18 protein-coding genes are annotated in these 19,451 nt (G+C 52.5%); 8 read left to right on the top strand and 10 right to left on the bottom strand.

The genetic code is table 11. From position 1 onward, the window contains the following. Positions 1 to 198: 198 nt before the first annotated feature. From CWO84_RS16985 to CWO84_RS17010, 6 genes are all read left to right on the top strand, one after another. Entirely contained in the window at positions 199 to 1,956 is a 1,758-nt protein-coding gene (locus CWO84_RS16985) for a GMC oxidoreductase (protein ID WP_033158180.1), read from the top strand. A 23-nt stretch (positions 1,957 to 1,979) separates the two neighbouring features. Beyond that, on the top strand, positions 1,980 to 3,719 hold the full coding sequence (locus CWO84_RS16990; protein WP_084153384.1) for an alpha/beta fold hydrolase: 1,740 nt from the start codon (positions 1,980 to 1,982) through the stop codon (positions 3,717 to 3,719). An 11-nt stretch (positions 3,720 to 3,730) separates the two neighbouring features. Then, positions 3,731 to 5,305: a hypothetical protein gene (locus tag CWO84_RS16995; protein WP_051670262.1), complete on the top strand. Its 1,575-nt coding sequence runs from the start codon at positions 3,731 to 3,733 to the stop codon at positions 5,303 to 5,305. An 83-nt stretch (positions 5,306 to 5,388) separates the two neighbouring features. Further along, positions 5,389 to 5,973, top strand: a complete 585-nt coding sequence (locus CWO84_RS17000; RefSeq protein WP_033158178.1) for a MarR family winged helix-turn-helix transcriptional regulator — start codon at positions 5,389 to 5,391, stop codon at positions 5,971 to 5,973. A 5-nt stretch (positions 5,974 to 5,978) separates the two neighbouring features. Next, positions 5,979 to 6,230 (top strand): accessory factor UbiK family protein, encoded by a 252-nt coding sequence (locus CWO84_RS17005; protein ID WP_033158177.1) that lies wholly within the window; start codon positions 5,979 to 5,981, stop codon positions 6,228 to 6,230. Between the two features lie 6 nt (positions 6,231 to 6,236). Further along, complete coding sequence (locus CWO84_RS17010; protein WP_101054058.1) at positions 6,237 to 7,745, top strand: YifB family Mg chelatase-like AAA ATPase; 1,509 nt, start codon at positions 6,237 to 6,239, stop codon at positions 7,743 to 7,745. Positions 7,746 to 7,764: 19 nt separating this feature from the next. Here CWO84_RS17010 and CWO84_RS17015 read toward each other — a convergent pair whose 3' ends face one another. Together CWO84_RS17015 and CWO84_RS17020 are read right to left on the bottom strand one after the other, a co-directional pair. Further along, a complete protein-coding gene (locus CWO84_RS17015) occupies positions 7,765 to 7,962 on the bottom strand; it encodes a hypothetical protein (protein WP_174843444.1) in 198 nt (65 codons plus the stop codon). A gap of 243 nt (positions 7,963 to 8,205) precedes the next feature. Continuing rightward, on the bottom strand, positions 8,206 to 8,808 hold the full coding sequence (locus CWO84_RS17020; RefSeq protein ID WP_033158174.1) for a peroxiredoxin C: 603 nt from the start codon (positions 8,806 to 8,808) through the stop codon (positions 8,206 to 8,208). A 251-nt stretch (positions 8,809 to 9,059) separates the two neighbouring features. Here CWO84_RS17020 and CWO84_RS17025 point away from each other — a divergent pair, with 251 nt between their 5' ends. Then, a complete protein-coding gene (locus CWO84_RS17025) occupies positions 9,060 to 9,572 on the top strand; it encodes a hypothetical protein (protein ID WP_020484362.1) in 513 nt (170 codons plus the stop codon). 16 nt (positions 9,573 to 9,588) lie between these two features. Here the strand turns inward: CWO84_RS17025 and nadC are convergent, their stop codons facing one another. Then, complete coding sequence (nadC, locus tag CWO84_RS17030; RefSeq protein WP_033158173.1) at positions 9,589 to 10,416, bottom strand: carboxylating nicotinate-nucleotide diphosphorylase; 828 nt, start codon at positions 10,414 to 10,416, stop codon at positions 9,589 to 9,591. A 151-nt stretch (positions 10,417 to 10,567) separates the two neighbouring features. Here nadC and ampD point away from each other — a divergent pair, with 151 nt between their 5' ends. Continuing rightward, complete coding sequence (gene ampD / locus CWO84_RS17035; protein WP_033158308.1) at positions 10,568 to 11,155, top strand: 1,6-anhydro-N-acetylmuramyl-L-alanine amidase AmpD; 588 nt, start codon at positions 10,568 to 10,570, stop codon at positions 11,153 to 11,155. A 27-nt stretch (positions 11,156 to 11,182) separates the two neighbouring features. On the opposite strand, the gene CWO84_RS17040 is transcribed toward ampD, so the two are convergent. From CWO84_RS17040 to CWO84_RS17070, 7 genes are all read right to left on the bottom strand, one after another. Continuing rightward, complete coding sequence (locus tag CWO84_RS17040) at positions 11,183 to 13,114, bottom strand: dynamin family protein (protein ID WP_101054061.1); 1,932 nt, start codon at positions 13,112 to 13,114, stop codon at positions 11,183 to 11,185. Between the two features lie 102 nt (positions 13,115 to 13,216). Further along, the gene (gene pyrE / locus CWO84_RS17045) at positions 13,217 to 13,855 is read right to left on the bottom strand and encodes an orotate phosphoribosyltransferase (RefSeq protein ID WP_033158171.1); all 639 of its coding nucleotides are present in this window, start codon (positions 13,853 to 13,855) and stop codon (positions 13,217 to 13,219) included. Between the two features lie 48 nt (positions 13,856 to 13,903). Next, positions 13,904 to 15,034 (bottom strand): radical SAM family heme chaperone HemW, encoded by a 1,131-nt coding sequence (hemW, locus tag CWO84_RS17050; protein WP_240618085.1) that lies wholly within the window; start codon positions 15,032 to 15,034, stop codon positions 13,904 to 13,906. A gap of 11 nt (positions 15,035 to 15,045) precedes the next feature. Continuing rightward, positions 15,046 to 15,486, bottom strand: coding sequence for a VOC family protein (locus CWO84_RS17055; protein ID WP_033158169.1), 441 nt, complete (start codon positions 15,484 to 15,486; stop codon positions 15,046 to 15,048). A 277-nt stretch (positions 15,487 to 15,763) separates the two neighbouring features. Then, entirely contained in the window at positions 15,764 to 16,594 is an 831-nt protein-coding gene (locus CWO84_RS17060) for a protein-glutamate O-methyltransferase CheR (RefSeq protein WP_084153383.1), read from the bottom strand. Between the two features lie 66 nt (positions 16,595 to 16,660). Continuing rightward, entirely contained in the window at positions 16,661 to 17,227 is a 567-nt protein-coding gene (locus tag CWO84_RS17065; protein ID WP_033158168.1) for a chemotaxis protein CheW, read from the bottom strand. A gap of 9 nt (positions 17,228 to 17,236) precedes the next feature. Continuing rightward, positions 17,237 to 19,451, bottom strand: a 2,215-nt coding sequence (locus tag CWO84_RS17070) for a methyl-accepting chemotaxis protein (protein ID WP_240618086.1), incomplete at its 5' end; no start/stop codon positions are given.

Below are 19,451 nucleotides of genomic sequence, written 5' to 3' on the forward strand. Positions count from 1 at the left end.
CAGCGCGTCTCGCATTAATCGAATCACGGCAAAAACTAGGCTATACTGCCCAGGCAGCGTCTACGCATGCTGCCGTAAGACATTGTTCTGTACAGGGTTTTAGCAATAGCCTTTACCCGGCAACACCGTTTTTCTTCAACATCCGATAGCAGGACAATGAGCCAATAATAATAAAAAATCATTCTTGAGGAGGTGTAAATGGCTAGTCAGCACTTCGATTACGAAGCGATAGTCATCGGTAGCGGTTTCGGCGGTTCCATCAGCTTTTGCCGGCTCGCGCAGAAGTGGGGTTCCAAAGTCTTGCTGTTGGAACGCGGCAGGCATTATCCAATGGGCTCTTTCGCCCGCTCGCCCAAACAAATTTCCGACAGTTTTTGGAGCGTGGAAGGCGAGGCGATAGACCGACCACGCCACATTCAAAACAAAAATCTGCGCGGCTTGTTTGACGTCCGCAATTACAAAAAAATGGATGCAGTGATTTCGGCGGGCCTGGGCGGCGGCTCGTTGATTTACGCCAACGTCTTCCTCGAACCGCCCGAACAGGTCTTCGAGCAGGGCTGGCCGACCGGTCTGGATAAAGCCACCCTGGCCCCGTATTATCAAGTTGCCAAACAAGTATTGGGCGCTCGCCCGGTGCCATCCTGGCAAACTGACGACCGCAGAAAAATCGTCCGCACCGAACTGTTTCAAGAGTTTGCCGCCCACGAAAACCGCAGCAGCAAGCTGGCCGACATCTGCGTGTTCTTTGGTAACGATTACAACTATAACGCTTCGGATTCGCCAATCCCCATCGGTTTGCAGGAAAAAAACCGTTACGGCGCCACGCAAACCTCGTGTACCTATTGCGGAGAATGCGATATCGGCTGTAACACTCACTCGAAAAACACGCTGGATCTGAACTACATTCACGCCGGCCAACACCAGCATGGCGGCCAGGTATTTACCGACTGCCAAGCCGAAAATATCATCCCGCTCAATCAGCATGGTGACGACGACAGCTCCGCCAGCGGCGAATTCGGTTATCGGGTTGAATTTCAAAACTTTGCCACGGGAAAACTGGAAAGCCTGAAAACCCGCCGCGTCGTGGTGTCGGCAGGCACCTTCGGCAGCAACGAGCTATTGCTGCGCTGCCGCGATGTGCATCACAGCCTGCCCAAACTTAGCGAGCAACTGGGACGCTGGTTCTCCGGCAACGGCGACTTTTTATCGTTCGCGATTGAAGGCAAAAAAGACGCCGACCCCAACTACGGCCCGGTAATCACCCAATACACCGATTACAACCTGTTCGACCGCTTCAACAGACAGCAAGCCTTCGTGCTGGAAGACGCTTCTTATCCGGCTTCACTGGCCTGGTATATCGAAGGCGTTTTCCCGACCAGCACTTTACGCAAACTGATTCGCGCCGTGAAAGCGTTAATCGAGTGGCTGAAGAAATACGTGAGCAACGGCGTCTGGAACGGCACGTTGGGGTTCTCGCTACACGAAATATTAAAGGACGATTTATCTTCCAAATCCGTGGTGATGTTGTGCATGGGCCTGGATCATGGCGACGGCACGCTGACCTTGAACAAGACCGGACACATTGATCTGGATTGGCCGCAAGATACCAGCATGAGCTTGTATCAAGCAATTCTCGCGACTGGCGAACGCTTCAAAAAATTTGTCAAATCCGACTGGTTTTTCCCGTTGCCGACCTGGGACTTACCGATCCGTCATAACGTGACCGTGCATCCTTTAGGCGGCTGCATCCTGGCCGACTCGCCGGACAAAGGCGTGGTCAGCGGCCATCCCGAGCAGCGCGGCCAAGCCTTCGGTTATCAGGGCTTGTATGTGGTGGACGGCTCGATCTTGCCGAGCGCAGTCGGTGCCAATCCGGTAGCGACCATTTCCGCGACCGCGGAATGGATTGCGGAAGGCATCACCGGCATCAAACCCGATGCCAGCCTGGGCGTGTAAACCCAATTCACAGGACTACTGACATGACAACTAACAGCAAAACCTCGTTCGAATTCACCGAAGAAATGAAAGGCTATCTCAGCCTGGGCCAAACCGCTTTTGAGGACGGTTACCAGCAAGGCAAGGAAGATAACCATTACTTCATGTTTCATCTGACCATCCAGAGCGACGACCTGGATACCTTTTTGGAGTCCGAAGCTCACCAATCGGCGGCCATCGGCTATGTCGAAGGCGATTTGATCGGTGGCCGGCGTAACGTCGATAAAGGCGTGTTCAATCTGTTCGTCGACAGCGCCGACGCCGACCGCAAACAAATGCTCTACCGGCTGTTTTTTACCGATGCCAATGGTCAGGCCATGACCTTGAGCGGTCGCAAACAGATTCAAAACAACGTCGGCCCGGACTTATGGGCCGACACCACCACCTTGTTCACTAACTTATTCAAGGGCCATGTGGAAGCCGACAAGGAAGCCAAAGCCAAGGTTTACGCCACCGGCTTGTTGTATATCGAAGTGATGGACTTTGCCAAACAGCTGACGACGATCAAAGCCAGCGGCGATACCTTGAAAGACCGTCTGCATGCCATCGAACGCTTCGGCGGCTTCTTTTTAGGCGCGTTGTGGGAAGTCTACAAACCATCCATGTTGCCAAAGATGGGCAGCTTCGAGCGGGAAATCCCACTGTATACCTTGGAAGGCGTCAAGGATGCGGAGGTCAGCACCCATCAGTTCACGACCGCCGACCGGCTGGGCCTGAGCTTATTGCGCTTCAAGCGCGCGGCTAGCGACGATGTGGTAGTGCTGGTGCCGGGCCTGACCGCCGCCAGCGATATGTTCATCATGCCGGAACATTACAACCTGACCAGTTATCTGTTGGATCATGGTTTTGGCGACGTCTGGACTTTGGACGGTCGGATCAGTAACCGCTATTCCTATAACCTGCATAGACACAACTTCAATGTTGACGATCTGGCGCTATACGACATGCCGGCGGCCATCGCCACCGTGCGCGCGGCGGTCGGTCCTTCCGCCCGCATTCATGTCATCAGCCACTGCTTTGGGGCGCTGGCGTTTACCATGGGCTTGTTCGGCAAAGCGGTGACCGGCGTGCGCAGCCTGATCGCCAACGGCGTGGCGCTGACGCCGTGCGTGCCGCTGCCGGCCAAGATCAAGCTGTATCTGGGCCCGCTGGCCGCCGATTACATTTTGGGCGTGGATTATCTGAACCCTTATTGGCGGCGCGAACCGGGTTGGGGGGCGGGTAAATTGCTGGCGACGGCCATTTCGGCGTTTCATCACGAATGCGACTCGCCGGAATGTCATATGCTCAGTTTCATGTGGGGCTGGGGCTTTCCTGTGTTGTACAAACACGAAAATCTGCAGGATGTGACTCATCGCCGCTGCGGTGATTTGTTTGGCGGCTGTAGCGTCAATTACTACCGGCATGTGTTGAAAATGGTCAATGCTAATAACACCGCCGTGAAATATCAGCCCAACGAACCGCGTTACCGCAGCTTGCCGGACAATTATTTCCAACATGCCGCCGAAATTGACACGCCGTGCCTATTCGTCGCCGGCCAGGACAATGCCTTGTTCCGCAACTCCAATATCGTCTGCCACCAACGTCTGGAGCAAATCGTGCCCGGCCGCCATGAACTGGCGGTGATTCCGGATTACGGGCATGCGGACGTGATCATGGGCAAAAATGCCGCGCAGGACATCTTTCCGCGTTTCGTGGAATTTTTGAATAAATATCGCAATTGAGGAATGCAGCTATGACAAGTACCCAAGAAGATTTACAACTAACGCTGGATACGCTGCAACCGACCAAAACCCGACCAACCGCCGGGTTGAACCGGCTGTGCATCAGCATCAGCGACCTGCATTTCACCGATAACACGGTCGGCAATCAAAGCAGCGAGGAAATTGTTTGGGCCGAATTCTTCGCCGACATCGCCAGTACTTGCAAAACTCAGCAAGTCGACGAATTGACGCTGATCCTGGACGGCGACGTCGTGGATATGATTCGAAGCGCGGTGTGGGCCAAGCACGGTGTCTATCCGTGGGAGCGCGACAAACCGGAATTTGTCTTATGCCTGCGTGAAATCATGGCCGAGATTGTGAGCTTGCACGCCAACAACGCGGACGGTTTTTTCAATCATCTAAAACGGCTTCCTGACGACCTGAAAAATACCCATCTGGAAGTCATCACCTTACTGGGCAATCACGATAAGGAAATTTTCACCGATCCGGTCACCCTGCGGATGTATTACGACGAGTGCTTGGGGCCTAAGCTGGCTAATTTGTCAGCCGAGTATCGGCAGTGGGTCGGCAAGATGTATTTCGATGACGAACAACATTTTGCCGACCGAAACAGCGTACCGTGGCTGCCGTTTTATTGGGGAGATGCCGAGTTGCGGGTATTTATTACTCACGGCCAATGGCGGGATCGGGAAAACAGCTTGGCATTTACGCCGGGCAACAACTTACCGGGCTGGAGTACAGGGGACGGTTGGCGGGCTAAGGTTTGGCAGCAACTCCATTACGCGCCGTTCATCGCGGCCTGTTTCGGCGATACGGTTGCGGCCGGTGCGCTGTCCACGTTTATCTACCGTTGCAAACTCAAGCTTACTGGTCTGGACGACTCGCAAGCCAACGTTAGCCGTATCAAACGCATTCTGGACGAATTGGATTTGTACCGGCCCACCTCGGCGGCAATTGCCCGGATTCTGCAAGAAACCCGTGACAAAAAAACCGGCAACGAACTGCGGGACATTATCGAGAACGAGTTATACGAAACCCTGTGCCTGTGGCTGAGTTGGGATTACACGCTGAGCAGCTCTCCGGCTTGGCGGCGCTTGGCGTTTCGCGTTGCCAGGGTGTGGCTGATGGTCACCGGCCCGTTGCATATGTTCCGGGTGCAATTGCACTTGGTACGCGGCGTGTTATGGCTTTATGACCAAGTACAAACACTGCTTGACTTGCTGGGACCCAGTTCGGTGTATCGAGAAGACGGTGCCAGTTTCAAAAATTTGCAGGTGTTTCCGACATTTCAGGATTTATTCCTGCAACAAGGATTTCGGCTGCACGGCGAAGGCCATACCCATATCCCGCTGCAAACCGAAGCGGATATCAAGCACACCGCGGACGGCGCACCAAGCCGAAACTTTACCTACATCAACTTCGGCACCTGGCGCGACCAGTTGGTAAGCAAAGAGAAAAAAGGCTACCGCCGTCGCGGCGTCGGCCGTAGTCTGTATGTGCTGAACAAGGTTACGGGCCCACAGCCGGGCTATCGTTTTTTCGTAAACGATAATTTGTCCTGGAGCGACAACATGGATCGACTGTAGCTTTTTTTGGCGACGGTGGCCGGATAGTTGCGTCCGGCAGCCGCCACGCTTGGAATTGGCCGGCCTGTGGTAGAATCGGTCCAATGCATGAACTAGACACATTCAAGCTGATCGAGCGGATCAGCGCCTTGCTACGTTCGGAAGAACGCAAAAAATACGCAGCAATCGGTTTGCAACCGGTACATGGTCAGGTGCTGGAGTATCTGGCCAAGTGCAATAAATACAGCAACACCCACGCTGCGGTGGCTGAGTATCTGGGTTTGACCAAGGGCACTGTGTCCCAGACTATCCAGATTTTGGAGCGTAAGCACTATCTGGATAAGACCACGTCCATTTTGGACGGTCGGGTGGTCCATCTGAGCCTGACCGAGGCCGGCAAGCGGTTGATCGAAGAGTTAAAGCCGCTGGATGTTTTTAAGCAGGCCGAATCCAAAGTCAGCCGCCAGGAGTTCGATACCATAGGCCAGGCGCTGCAAACCACGTTGGGCGTGCTGCAAAAAGTCAATGACTCGAAGAGTTTTGGTTTGTGTCGTTCCTGCCATTATTTTTCGGTGGAACAGCATCACTATCAATGCGGCTTAACCGAACAACCCTTGGATCGCGAGGATACTGATAAAATATGTCGTGACCATTTACCCGTTCCCAATTCATTCATAGACCAAGAGTAGCCACCATGTTTGATCCCAAAGCCATAGACAATCTTGCCGAGCGTATCGCCGGCGCAATCCCTCCCGGTTTGACCAATCTGAAAGACGATGTGGAAAAGAACGTCCACGCCTTGCTGCAAAGCGGCCTGTCCAAACTGGATCTGGTCAGCCGCGAAGAATTTGAAGTGCAAAAAGCCGTATTGGCGAAAACTCGCGCCCGTTTGGAAGAACTGGAAAAGCGCGTCGCCGAACTGGAACAACGGATTCCGCAAGCCTAAAAAGCCATGTCGCTGGCCGTCGTTTACAGCCGGGGCCGCTCCGGCATTGACGCCCCGCAAGTGACGGTGGAAGTGCATGTCAGTAGCGGCCTACCGGCTTTAAATATCGTCGGCTTGCCCGAGACGGCGGTGAAGGAAAGCAAGGATAGGGTGCGCGGGGCGATCATTAATTCGCACTTCGAATTTCCGTTCCAGCGCATTACCATCAATCTGGCCCCCGCCGACCTGCCCAAGGAGGGCGGCCGCTTTGATTTGGCGATTGCATTAGGTATCCTGGCAGCCTCCGGGCAAATCCCCAAGGATGCCTTGCACGAGTACGAATGCATCGGCGAGTTATCGCTAGGCGGTGAGTTGCGGCCGATTCCCGGCGCGTTGCCGGTAGCGATTCATTGCCGCAATGCTTTTCGGCAACTGATTCTGCCTGCTGGTTGCGCGGCGGAGGCGTCGTTAATCAAGGATGCGCAACTCCTGCCGGCCAGGACACTATTGGAAGTCTGTGCCCACTTGGCCGGCCGGCAAGCCATCGCGCCACCTGACGTTCATCTCAGCTTCGAGCAAGCGGTTCACACGGTCGATTTTGCCGACGTGCACGGCCAATTTCACGTCAAACGGGCTATGGAAATCGCCGCCGCCGGGAAACACAATTTATTGATGCTGGGCCCGCCCGGCACCGGCAAGTCGATGCTGGCGGCGCGCTTGCCTACCACTCTGCCGGAACTCAGCGAACAGCAAGCCCAGGAAACCGCCGCGTTGGCCTCGATCAGCGACCACGGCCTGGACGTCAGTCGCTGGCGGCAGCCACCTTACAGAGCGCCGCACCATACCGCATCAGCTGCGGCTTTGGTTGGCGGCGGCAGCAACCCAAAACCCGGCGAAATATCCTTGTCGCACAACGGCGCGTTGTTTTTGGATGAGTTGCCGGAATTCGATAGAAAAGTCCTGGAAGTGCTGCGCGAGCCCTTGGAAACCGGGCATATCACGATTTCCCGCGCCAACCGCCAAGCCGACTTTCCGGCCAGTTTTCAGTTGATTGCAGCGATGAATCCCTGTCCCTGTGGCTACCTGGGCGACGCCTCCGGCCGTTGCCGCTGCACCGCCGAACAAGTTGCCCGCTATCGCGCTCGAGTCTCCGGGCCTCTACTGGACAGAATAGATATGCATATGGAAGTGCCGCGCGTCGCCCTGGAGGTATTGCGCAAGGGCTCTGCGGCCGGTGAAGAAACCAGCGAAGCGATTCGGCAGCGCGTCGTCGTAGCCCGCGACATTGCTTACCGCCGCCAAGGCAAAGCCAATGCTGCGTTAACCGCCGCCGAGGTGAAGGTTATTTGTACTTTGTCCGAAGCCGGTCATCAGTTGCTGGAACAAGCGCTGGAAAAATTCGGCCTGTCGCACCGGGCTTACCACCGAATATTGAAACTGGCGCGCACGATTGCCGATCTGGCGAATTCAAAGAATATCGAAATCTCCCACCTCAGCGAAGCCATAGGCTACCGCAAGCTTGATAGAACCCGATAAGCATGCAAAACCGGCCGCGTCATGCCGGGTTTTCGAAATAAACCGCCAACAAACCCGAGGCATTCATGACATCCAATTCTGCTTCGATTTCATTTTGAATCAACTCCAGATGATTCAACTTGATTTCGGTCCGGGTGCGCGATGAATCCATTAATTCAATCAGACCGGTTTGCCCCAAACGATAGGCATCTTCGGCAATTTCGAGTGGTACAGCCACGAACGACCACATTCCAGTCTGAAACGCAAAACGCCGCATCAGGCGTATAACGAGGGGCTGTCAACACTCAAGTTGGCCGCCTAAACCATAGCGGTAACGGATATAAAAAATGCCGAGCGGCGATTAATGGAATTAGCGCTACACTGAATTCGCAGTCATTGGGGCGAGAAACAGAGAAAATTCAGGCAATAAAAAAGGCGCATTGTCTAGACAATGCGCCTTGTCTCAGAGTAAAGCTAATGCTTACAGTTTGTCAGCATTTTTGCTCAGATATTCAGCCACGCCCGCTGGGTTGGCATTCATACCCGCATCGCCTTTGTTCCAACCGGCTGGGCAAACTTCGCCATGCTCTTCGTGGAATTGCAGCGCGTCAACCATGCGCAGCATTTCGTCAAAGTTACGGCCCAGTGGCAAGTCGTTGACAACTTGATGGCGGACGACACCGGCTTTGTCGATCAAGAAACTACCGCGGAAAGCTACGCCACCAGCGGACTCTACGTCGTAATCTTGGGCAATAGTGTGTTTCAGGTCGGCAGCCAGAGTATAACGGACAGGGCCGATACCGCCTTGGTTGACAGGCGTGTTACGCCAAGCGTTGTGGGTAAAGTGTGAGTCAATAGAAACACCAATCACTTCAACGCCGCGGCTTTTAAATTCGTCGATCCGATGATCCAAGGCAATCAATTCGCTTGGGCAAACGAATGTAAAATCCAATGGATAAAAGAAAAGTACTGCGTATTTGCCGCTAGTGGCCGCTGAGAAACTGAATGAATCAACAATTTGGCCATCGCCTAATACCGCAGGAACTGTAAAGTCAGGGGCTTGCTTACCTACTAAAACGCTCATCAATTTTCTCCAAAATTTTTTATAAAACAAAAGGTTAAGAGCATGTTTGCGCCTCTGCGAGAAGGCTGGCGCTTATTCTACACGAATTTAGTTGGTATTTGCCCAATAATCCCCTTAAATTCCGCTTGCAAGACGGCTGATTTCGCGCTAATTTGTAATCCATAGCTTACACAATTAACAGGCGGTCTGCGTGCTTCGCGATGCTTAAATTCACTATGCAGACCTTTGGTGAATTTTTTAGGGTACGTCAAATGGCAAAAGTAAAACACATTACAGAACCCGATACTTTCGGTTTTCAAGTTCGTATTGTTCGGCGTGGCAAGGAGAGCAGCCGTTATTTTTCTCACAAGCTCTGGGGCAGCAAAACCAAGTCGCTGAAAGCCGCGATTACTTGGCGCGATCAGATGCTGGTGGTATTAAAAGGCAGCAAGACCCGCTTCCTGAAACCACCCAAAAACAAAACGACTACCGGCGTAACCGGTGTGTCCAGAACCATCAAGTTCGATCACCGCAAAGACAAAAGCTATCTTTGCTACACGGTGTTTTGGGTAAAAGATGGAAAGTCCAGGAATAAAACCTTCCAAGTGGGCAATGTAGACACGGTAACCGCCGACGACGAATTGCATGCCTTTCGCACTGCGCGCCTATTTCGGAGCTGCTACGAGCATGCCATCGACCACGATGCGCCGTTCGACGACAGCAAATTCGCCAACTGGAAAAAACTACGCTTATACGAAAACGAGATGCTGAACGCTGTCAACTGAGCGCACCAGCATGAGTTTAATCGATGCGCATCTCAATGCGCATCGACAGATCGACTGCAGCAACATTCTTCGTTAACGCGCCTATCGAGATAAAGTCCACCCCGGTTTCGGCCACGGTTCGGATATTGTCCAAAGTAATATTGCCCGATGCTTCCAGTTCGAGTAGTCCCTGGTTTTGTTGTACCGCTGTGCGCATATCGGTGAGTGAAAAATTATCCAGCATGATGCGATCCGGTTTCGCGGCAAATGCCTGGGCAAACTCGTCAAGAGTTTCCACCTCCACTTCGACCGTCACATTCCCATAGTCTCTAGCCAGCTTGACTGCATTGGCAATTGAGCCTGCCGCGATAATATGGTTTTCCTTGATCAACATGGCGTCGAATAAACCGATGCGATGATTGAAACAACCTCCGCATTTGACTGCATATTTTTGCGCCAAACGTAAACCGGGTAGGGTTTTACGGGTATCCAACACCTTGCAGCCGGTACCCGCCACGGCATCCGCATAGCGGCGGGCGATGGTCGCCGTCGCGGATAAGGTTTGCAGCAGATTCAACGCCGTGCGCTCGCCCGTCAGCAAGGCCCGAGCGGGACCGCGCAACTTGCAAAGTACGGTGTTCGCTGAGACACGTTCGCCCTCATTGCATTGCCAATCGACCATTACCTGGGGGCTTAATTGTCGAAACACCTCATCGAACCAAGCTCTACCGCACAGCACTATGGGTTCGCGAGTTATCACTGCGGCATTGGCTTGAGTCTCGGCTGAAACGATGCTGGCGGTAATATCGCCGCTACCGATATCTTCAGCCAGATAAAGCGAGATTTCTGTGGAATTTGGTTGCATGGGCGTGTGATGGACGATGAACAGGGAGAGTAATTATAAACCGCATGCGGTGACAGCCGTGCCAAACTCTGACCAATGTGAGGCAAGTAAAAGTATAGGGGTGGTTGGCAAAGCTTATAAAATACCGCATCACTGACAAAGCTTGAAAATCATGATAATTCGCGATCACTACTTGACTAGCGCCTGCCAGGTCGCTTCGCCGAACTGCGACGACAGACCGGACTCCGAAGATGTTTCGTTATTGGTTATCCATTGCATCAGCCTGCCGCCTGAGCAATTCGCGGGCGACTATATCGACCAATTGTTTTGCAACTGCCTGGATCCAAACAACCATCCTTACTTCCAAGACATACATCAACTTAAGGTGTCCGCGCATTTATTGATTCGCCGGGATGGCAGCATTCGGCAATATGTGCCGTTCAACCGCAGGGCTTGGCATGCAGGCGTGTCAAAATATCAAGACAGGGAACGCTGTAACGATTTTTCTATTGGTATAGAGCTGGAGGGGGCTATCAGCGTGGCTTACACTGACGCTCAATATCGGTGCCTTGCCGATGTGTGTAGAACGCTACTGGCGAATTATCCGAAACTGTCGAGCCAGCGTATTGCCGGTCATAGCGATATTGCCCCAGGCCGAAAAACCGACCCTGGGCCATTTTTTGACTGGTGCCGCTTTAACGAATTGCTGAGTTCTAGCGCTGAAAGTCCTGCGGGGCAAACAACAAAAGGGCTGCCGTAACCTGCGACAACGGAGCAAAAATCGGCACTAATCGGTTTTAATTTCCAGATGCACGGCTTTAAGTATCTCTAGCAACTCTTGATACTGGACTTGTAGTGGCCCCAATTCGCCCTCCAACTGCGCAATGCTTTCATTGACATTACCTTTGGATTCATTGATTTTCCTGAGCATGATCAAGCGGCTTTCGATTTGCTTTTTGTGATCTTTGATCTGGTGCATAAGCGGCGACAGTACGCTATTACTCCAGGTAACCGCATCCCGTTGGGCTTGCTGCAGAATATTCCTTGCTTTGGCTATCAACGTACCATAAAGCTTGTTAACCACTATGCTTTGCTCAGTCATCGTAGTTTTAGCGCTATTGCGAAACGCTTCGCCTTCTTCAAAAATCTGCTCCAGCTCAAACTGATGTTGTTTTATCGAAAACAATTGTGGCTCAATTTCCTTAAAACCGTATTCATCCTGAAACTTCTTATGAATCGCTTTAATCAAGCGCCGGGTTTCTTCGGTCATATCCACCGAGTCTTGCAGCAGATCCCGCAACTCGTCAAACAACCTACGCATATTCTGTTTCATGCCGTAAGTCGTCAGGCTTTTGCTCATATCCTCCTTGGTACGGCGGATAATGTCGTCGATTTTTTCTTTGGCAAACGAATCGATCAACATCTTGGCCTGCACCGCAAACACTTTACGGCTGGCCTGAAAGTTTTCGATATTAGCCATATAGGCATTTTGCCGGTCGCGGGTTTCGGCCATCAATTTGCCGGTCAATTCCTGGTTCTCGAAATCGACTTGTTTGAATTCGTCGAGCTGCTTTTGGGCGTTAGCGATTTTTGATTCCATCAACTTGACCGACTCGCTGACCAAAAACCCGATTTCTTTATCGACAACACCCTTTAGAATATCGCGGCGCTGATCGAGAATGTCGTCCGACAGATAGCTTTCCAACAGATTGAGACGGCTTTTTTGCAGCAAAGCATCGTCGCCCTTCACCTTAGCCAATAAAGCTTGCTTCGCGGAGACCGGGAAAATAACTTCCTTCTCCAGATTCAGAATCATGGCACAGGTGTCGATTTGCTTTTGGATCGAAGCTTCGTAGCCAGTCTCGCCGGCCAAATCGTCCCACATCGAGTCGATTTTATTCATCACCACCGCTAAGCCCTGGCGGCGGTTACCTCTGGAGCTACAAACGTGGCTTTTCCACATTTCCAGGTCACTTTTGGTCACGCCGGTATCGGCCGCCAACACGAAAATAATGGCTTGAGCGCTGGGCAACATGCTCAAGGTTAACTCCGGCTCGGTACCCAAGGCATTTAGGCCCGGCGTATCCAGAATGCACAAACCTTCTTTTAACAAAGGATGCGGAAAGCTGATCATCGCATGTCGCCAACATGGCACTTCCACGGTTTCCGGATTGATAATGCCTTGCTCGGCCGCTTCGCGTTCGTTCCACAGGCCCAGTTTATCGGCCATTTCCCGAGAAACCTTCTTCGTGGCAACCAACTCTCTAAACGCTTCCTGCATTTGCGTAGGCGATTCGCAATTCAGCTCGATTTGCGTCCAACGATCCGGATTGCGCTTGTAATCCATCAAAGATATATCTTCCAAGCGGCTCTCAATGTTGAGCAGCCGAATGTAACTGCCGCCTTTTTCATCCCAGAATAGCTCGGTGGGCGACATCGTGGTCCGGCCCGGCGAAGACGGCAACAAGCGCACGCCGGTTTCCGCAAAAAACAGCGAGTTGATCAGTTCGGTTTTACCTCGGGAAAACTCCGCTACAAACGCCAAGGTGACGCGATCATTTTGCAAGCCTTGCAATATATTCAGCAAGGTATCTGTGCTTTGCGGGTCACTGAAGCGATAACGGTTACGCCAGTCCCGATACAATTCGATACCCTGAATCAGTTGTTCGCGCCACTGCGTGTATTCGTGCAACTGTTCTTTAAATTCCAGATTTCTCATGGCTCGCCTTTGTTCCGACTGTACTCAATATAAGGGGCAAATTGTAACGGCTAAGTGTAGACCAATAATCCATAAGCAAAAGCCTCGGGCACGCATGGATACTCAAATTCCGTACTGCTGTCGATAGGCTTGAATAATGGCCAACTTATCCGCCGAACCGCTCTGTTGGGAAATAAATTCGATGATGTCCGCCAAGCAGATTATCGCCAGCACCGGAATACCGAATTGTGTCGACACTTCCTGCACGGCCGACAATTCGTTCTGACCTTTTTCCTGACGATCCAGCGCTATCACGACACCCGCAACCGTCGCGCCGGCGGCACTGATGATTTCCACTGATTCACGCACCGACGTACCTGCGGTAATCACATCATCCAGAATCCAGACTTTGCCTTGCAAGGGCGCGCCGACCAATACGCCGCCCTCGCCATGATCCTTGGCTTCTTTGCGGTTAAACGCAAACGGAATGTCGCGTTGCAAGCGGGAATAGGCAATCGAGGTGGTGCTGACCAACGGGATGCCTTTATAGGCCGGTCCGTACAATACATCTACCTCGACACCGGCGCTAATCAGCGTCTGCGCATAAAATTGCCCCAATTTATCCAGCTGAGCGCCGCTGTTGAATAGGCCGGTATTAAAGAAATAAGGACTGACACGTCCGGACTTTAAATGAAATTCGCCAAATTTTAATACGCCGCAATCCAAAGCGTACTGGATAAACTGTTTTTGGTAATCGAGCATCGTGGAGTGTTACAAATCTAAAATGAGAGCAATTATACCCGCGCGTATTTAATCGATGAATTTTTCTAGGACCACGTCCAGAAAATCCCAACCTTTTTCGCTACAGCGATAGACCAAGCCATCCCGACACAACAGGCCTTCAGCCACACAGCGCGATAAATTAGGCTCCAAGCTGTTTGCCGCCAATCCGGTGGTCCGTTCAAAATCCTTCAGGCTAAAGCCCGTTTTTACTCGCAACTGGTTCATCAGAAACTCTAACGGCAATTGTGCGACCTCAATCGCTTCGTATTCTGATCGACCGGGTTGCGATAAATACTGTTCCGGGCTTCTCGGCTTAACCGTGCGCATAATCTTATCCGGCAAGGCAAGGCTGATTTTGCCGTGCGCGCCGGCGCCTATCCCCAGATAATCGCCAAATTGCCAGTAATTGCGATTATGCCGGGATTGCTTGCCGGGTTTTGCATACGCAGACACTTCGTACTGCTGAAAGCCGTTCTCCGCCAATAGCCGCTGACAGCGCTTTTGAGCGGCAAATATCAGGTCGTCTTCCGGCAATTTCGGCGGAAATTTATAAAAATACGTATTGGGTTCCAGCGTCAGTTGGTAAAAGGAAATATGGGTTGGGGCCAAGCTGATTGCTGTTTCCACATCATCTAAGGCCTCGCGCTCGCTTTGATCCGGTAAGCCGAACATCAAATCCAGGTTGAAATTATCGAACCCGGCCGTAACGGCAATTTCCACCGCGGCCTTGGCTTCGGCGGCGGAATGCACCCGCCCTAATGTCCGCAAATGCCGGTCCTGAAAGCTTTGAATGCCTATCGACAGGCGATTAATCCCCAATGCCCGAAACTCATGAAATTTTGCGCTTTCGAAGGTGCCGGGATTGGCTTCCAAAGTGATTTCGCAATGTTCGGCAACAGGCACTGACTGCCTGACACCGGCCAACAAACGACCTAAGGCTTCCGGGGAAAACAAGCTGGGTGTGCCGCCCCCCATAAATATACTGTTGATTTTCCGCTGCCCGCCCAGCAATTCCAGATCAGCGCGCAGGTCGGTCAGCAAGGCGTCGATATAAGCCTGTTCGGGAATTGGGTGTTTAACGGCGTGGGAGTTGAAGTCGCAATACGGGCACTTCTGGATGCACCACGGAAAATGGATATAAAGACTCAGCGGTAACAATTCGACAGACCTTACCAAACGCCAACATTGGGCGTGGAGGCCCACGGCTCTTGCGGCGGCAATGCCTGGCCTTTTTGTAACAATTCGATAGAAATTTGGTCGGGTGAGCGCAGAAATGCCATATGACCATCACGCGGCGGCCGGTTAATCGTGACCCCTTTCGCCATTAAGTCTTGGCATACCGCATAAATATCGTCTACCTCGAAGGCTAAATGTCCAAAATTACGGCCACCGCCGTAGTCCTCGGTATCCCAGTTGTAAGTCAGCTCCAGCAATGGCGCGTCAACCGCTTCAGCGGTTTGCCGGTCGCCAGGTGCAGCCAGATACACCAAGGTAAAACGTCCGGTTTCGCTTTCCATGCGCCGCACTTCAAGCAAACCTAGCTTATTGCAATAAAAATCCAGTGATTCGGTAAGATCCTTTACCCGAACCATAGTGTGTAAATAACGCATATTGGCCGCCCCAGAAAATAAAAGCGCGATTATGAACGAGTCGGCGGTGGAGAATAAAGTTTCCTGATCAATAACAGGCCTCAGCTAAACCAAAGAAAGCCCGTCATGCTCGCCATTTAGCGCTATGGAAGGTAAACTTCGCTGTATCCATGTGCGACCTGGATTGTGGTGTTCGCTGCCGAAATGACGATTTTAAGTATGAGGGAGGCACGCACTTGAAGCAGTTTGTTAAGCAGGTAGTTAGACGCGAATGCCGGACTAGCTCGCTACAGCCCAATTAATCCAAAGCTTTGCGATAAACCGACGGCATGATGGTTTGCAGCTCGGTTTTCATACCGCTTAAAGATTCGGAATGACTGATAAAAAAATAGCCGCCGGGCCGCAGGTATTTAACAATTTTGTCCAGCAGGCGTTGCTTGGTTTCCATATCGAAGTAAATCATTACGTTACGTAAAAAAATCACGTCGAAGGTACCCAGGTCCGGCAACGTTCCTATCAAATTGGCATATTCGAACTTAACGTGGCTGCGTAGCTCAGGAGCAACCAGCAAAAAACCGTCATACTGACCAGTCCCTTTCAGGCAATACTTTTTCAGCAAGATTTGAGGGATTTTTTCGGCGGCATTGCTGGGGTACAAACCACGCCGGGCTTTTTCCAGAATTCGTGTGGAAATATCGGTCCCGACAATATCCCATTGCCGGGATCTCAAATATTCCGCCAACAGCATTGCCAGCGTGTAAGCTTCCTCACCGCTGGAGCTGGCCGCGCTCCAAACTCGAAACGGTTTTGCCGCTGAGTGTTGCGGTAAAATTTTTTCAACTACAAAATCGAAATGCTTGGATTCGCGGAAAAAATAGGTTTCATTGGTAGTCAGCAAATCGATAGCCATCGTCGTTTCATTTTCGAACCCCGGCTTACCGAATTGCCGAAAATACTCGCCATAGCTATCGATACCATGATGACGCAAACGCTTCTCCAAACGTCCCATTACCATAGCCTGCTTACTATCGTTTAGGACAATACCGGCGTGCTTGTAAAGATAGTCCCTGATCCAGGCAAACTCTTGCTTATGCAATATCGGCGCGCCGACACGATGGATTGACGACACTCTAAACTCCTATTTGTGGGTTAACCAACATGTCGATAAATTTAAACGCCTCAAGTCTTGGAACGATCAAGCGTTGATTGTATCCGGCAATGCTTGACGGTCTTGGCGAACTTTACTCAAAGCCGCCATTTCATCCACCGAAAGCACCTTGCTGACGTTCAACAAAATAACAAAGCGGCCATTCCGTTTGGCCATGCCGTTAATAAAGTCAGGCCGAATCCCCGCCCCAAAACTGGGCGGCGGCTCTATATCCTGTTCACCGATTTCAACCACTTCGTTGACGGCGTCCACGATAATCCCCAAATCCTGGGATACGCCATCTTCAGTTTCGCTGGCGGTTTCGACAATAACGATACCGGTGCGCTTGGCCACAGGCGTCGATCCCTTGCCAAAGCGCGCCAGCAAATCCACCACCGGCACCACGCTACCGCGCAGATTAATCACGCCGCGCACAAACACCGGCATCATGGGGACTTCGGTAAGATTGCCGTAATCGATGATTTCCTTACTACTCAAAATGCCCAGTGCGTAAAGTTCTCCCCCAAGCGTAAAGGTTAGGTATTGACCCGCCAGCGCAGTCTGTTTGCTCTGCGCGGCGGGTAGCTTTTCTTGAGTTGTTGCAAGTCCTGTCATGGCCCGCTCCTAGAAACGTTCGAACTGGTTTAAATCGAAGTCATGATCAATATTCGCACTTGCCTGAACGACGGGCTTGATTTTGACAGCCTTTTTTGCTGATTTGACTTCAGCTGTGATCGTCGCTTTTCGACCGCCATTGTCGAGTCTAAAAAAGCTCATCAGCGATTGCAGTTGTTCAGCCTGACTGGTCATTTCTTCCGCAGTAGCCGCCAACTGTTCGCTGGCGGATGCATTCTGCTGAGTAATCTGGTTCATCTGGTTCATCGCATTGTTGACTTGGCTGACACCGGCGGATTGTTCTTGGGAGGCGGCAGCAATCTCTTGCACCAAGTCGGAGGTTCTGGCAATGCTGGGGACAATTTCATCCAGCAGTTTGCCGGCACTTTCCGCTGTCTCGACGCTGTTTTCGGCCAACTCGCCAATCTCCTGCGCCGCCACCTGGCTGCGCTCGGCCAGCTTGCGCACTTCCGCCGCCACCACCGCAAAGCCTTTGCCGTGATCGCCGGCGCGCGCCGCTTCGATGGCCGCGTTCAGGGCCAGCATGTTGGTTTGATAGGCAATGTCGTCGATGATGCCGATTTTTTTGGCAATCTCGCGCATGGCGTCAACGGTCTGTTTCACCGCTTCACCGCCTTGGCTGGCTTCGGTAGCGGCTTTGCTGGCCATGCCGTCGGTGACTTTGGCATTGTCGGCATTCTGGTTGATGCTGGCCGCCATTTCCTCGATGCTGGCACTGGTGATCTCGACACTGCCTGCCTGTTCGCTGGCAGCTTGCGACAGCGATTGCGAAGTGGAACTGATCTGTTCGGAGGCATTACCCAGCTGATCCGCGGCGGAAATTACCTCGGCAATAGTTTGGGAGAGTTTGGCGACGGTGTTGTTCACGGTGTCTTTAAATTCACCCAACTGGCCTTGGTAGTTACCGGTCACGTTGCGGGTCAGGTCGCCTTGTTCAACCAACGCCAGCACTTCGACGGCTTCATTCAGCGGCAAGATCACCCCATCCAGGGTGTCGTTGACGCCTTCGACGATTTTGCGGAAGTCGCCTTGGTGTTTGCTGGCGTCGGCACGGGTTTGCAGGCGCCCCTCAACCGCAGCGGTGGCCAGCATATTGGCGTCGGCCACCAGCGTATTGACCGCATCGATACAGGTGTTGAGGTTGTTTTTAATGGTGTTGAAATCACCGTTGTAGGTGTCGGTGATTTTGGCGGGAATGTGGCCTTTGGAAATGTTATCGACATAGTCAGCCGCCACATTCAACGGGCCGATCACCGCATTCAGGGTCAGGTTCACCCCCTCGACAATCTTACGGAAATCGCCTTGGTGCTTAGTGGCATCCGCGCGGGTGGCCAAACGCCCTTCGACGGCAGCGGTCGATAACATATTGGCATCGGCCACCAAGGCGTTCACCGCATCAATACAGGTGTTCAGATTGTTTTTGATGACATTGAAATCACCGTTGTAGTTATCGGTGATTTTGGCCGGGATCGCCCCTTTGGCGATGTTGTCCACGTACTCGGCCGCGACGTTGAGCGGGCCGATCACGGCGTCCAGCGTGTTGTTGACGCCTTCGACAATCTTGCGGTAATCGCCTTGGTATTGGCTGGCGTCGGCGCGAGTGGCTAAGCGGCCTTCGATGGCGGCTTTTTCCAGCGCAGCGGCTTCCGCCACCATGCTACTAATGGCGTCGATACAGTTGTTCAGGTTGTTTTTGATGGTGTTGAAATCGCCGTTGTAGTGGTCGGTGATTTTCGCCGGAATCGCCCCGCGAGAGATGTTGTCCACGTACTCGGCGGCGACGTTCAAGGGCCCGATCACCGCATCCAGGGTGCTGTTGACCCCTTCGACGATTTTTCGGAAATCGCCTTGGTGTTGGCTGGCATCCGCTCGGGTGGCCAAGCGACCTTCGACGGCGGCAGTAGACAACCGGTTGGCGTCGGCCACCAGGGCGTTCACTGCATCGATACAGGTATTCAGGTTGTTTTTGATGGTGTTGAAATCACCGTTGTAGGTGTCGGTGATTTTGGCCGGAATCGCCCCGCGAGAGATGTTGTCCACATACTCGGCCGCGACGTTGAGCGGGCCGATCACGGCGTCCAGCGTGTTGTTGACGCCTTCGACAATCTTGCGGTAATCGCCTTGGTATTGGCTGGCGTCGGCGCGAGTGGCTAAGCGGCCTTCGATGGCGGCTTTTTCCAGCGCAGCGGCTTCGGCCACCATG

Source organism: Methylomonas sp. Kb3, assembly GCF_002834115.1.
Lineage (GTDB): Bacteria > Pseudomonadota > Gammaproteobacteria > Methylococcales > Methylomonadaceae > Methylomonas > Methylomonas defluvii.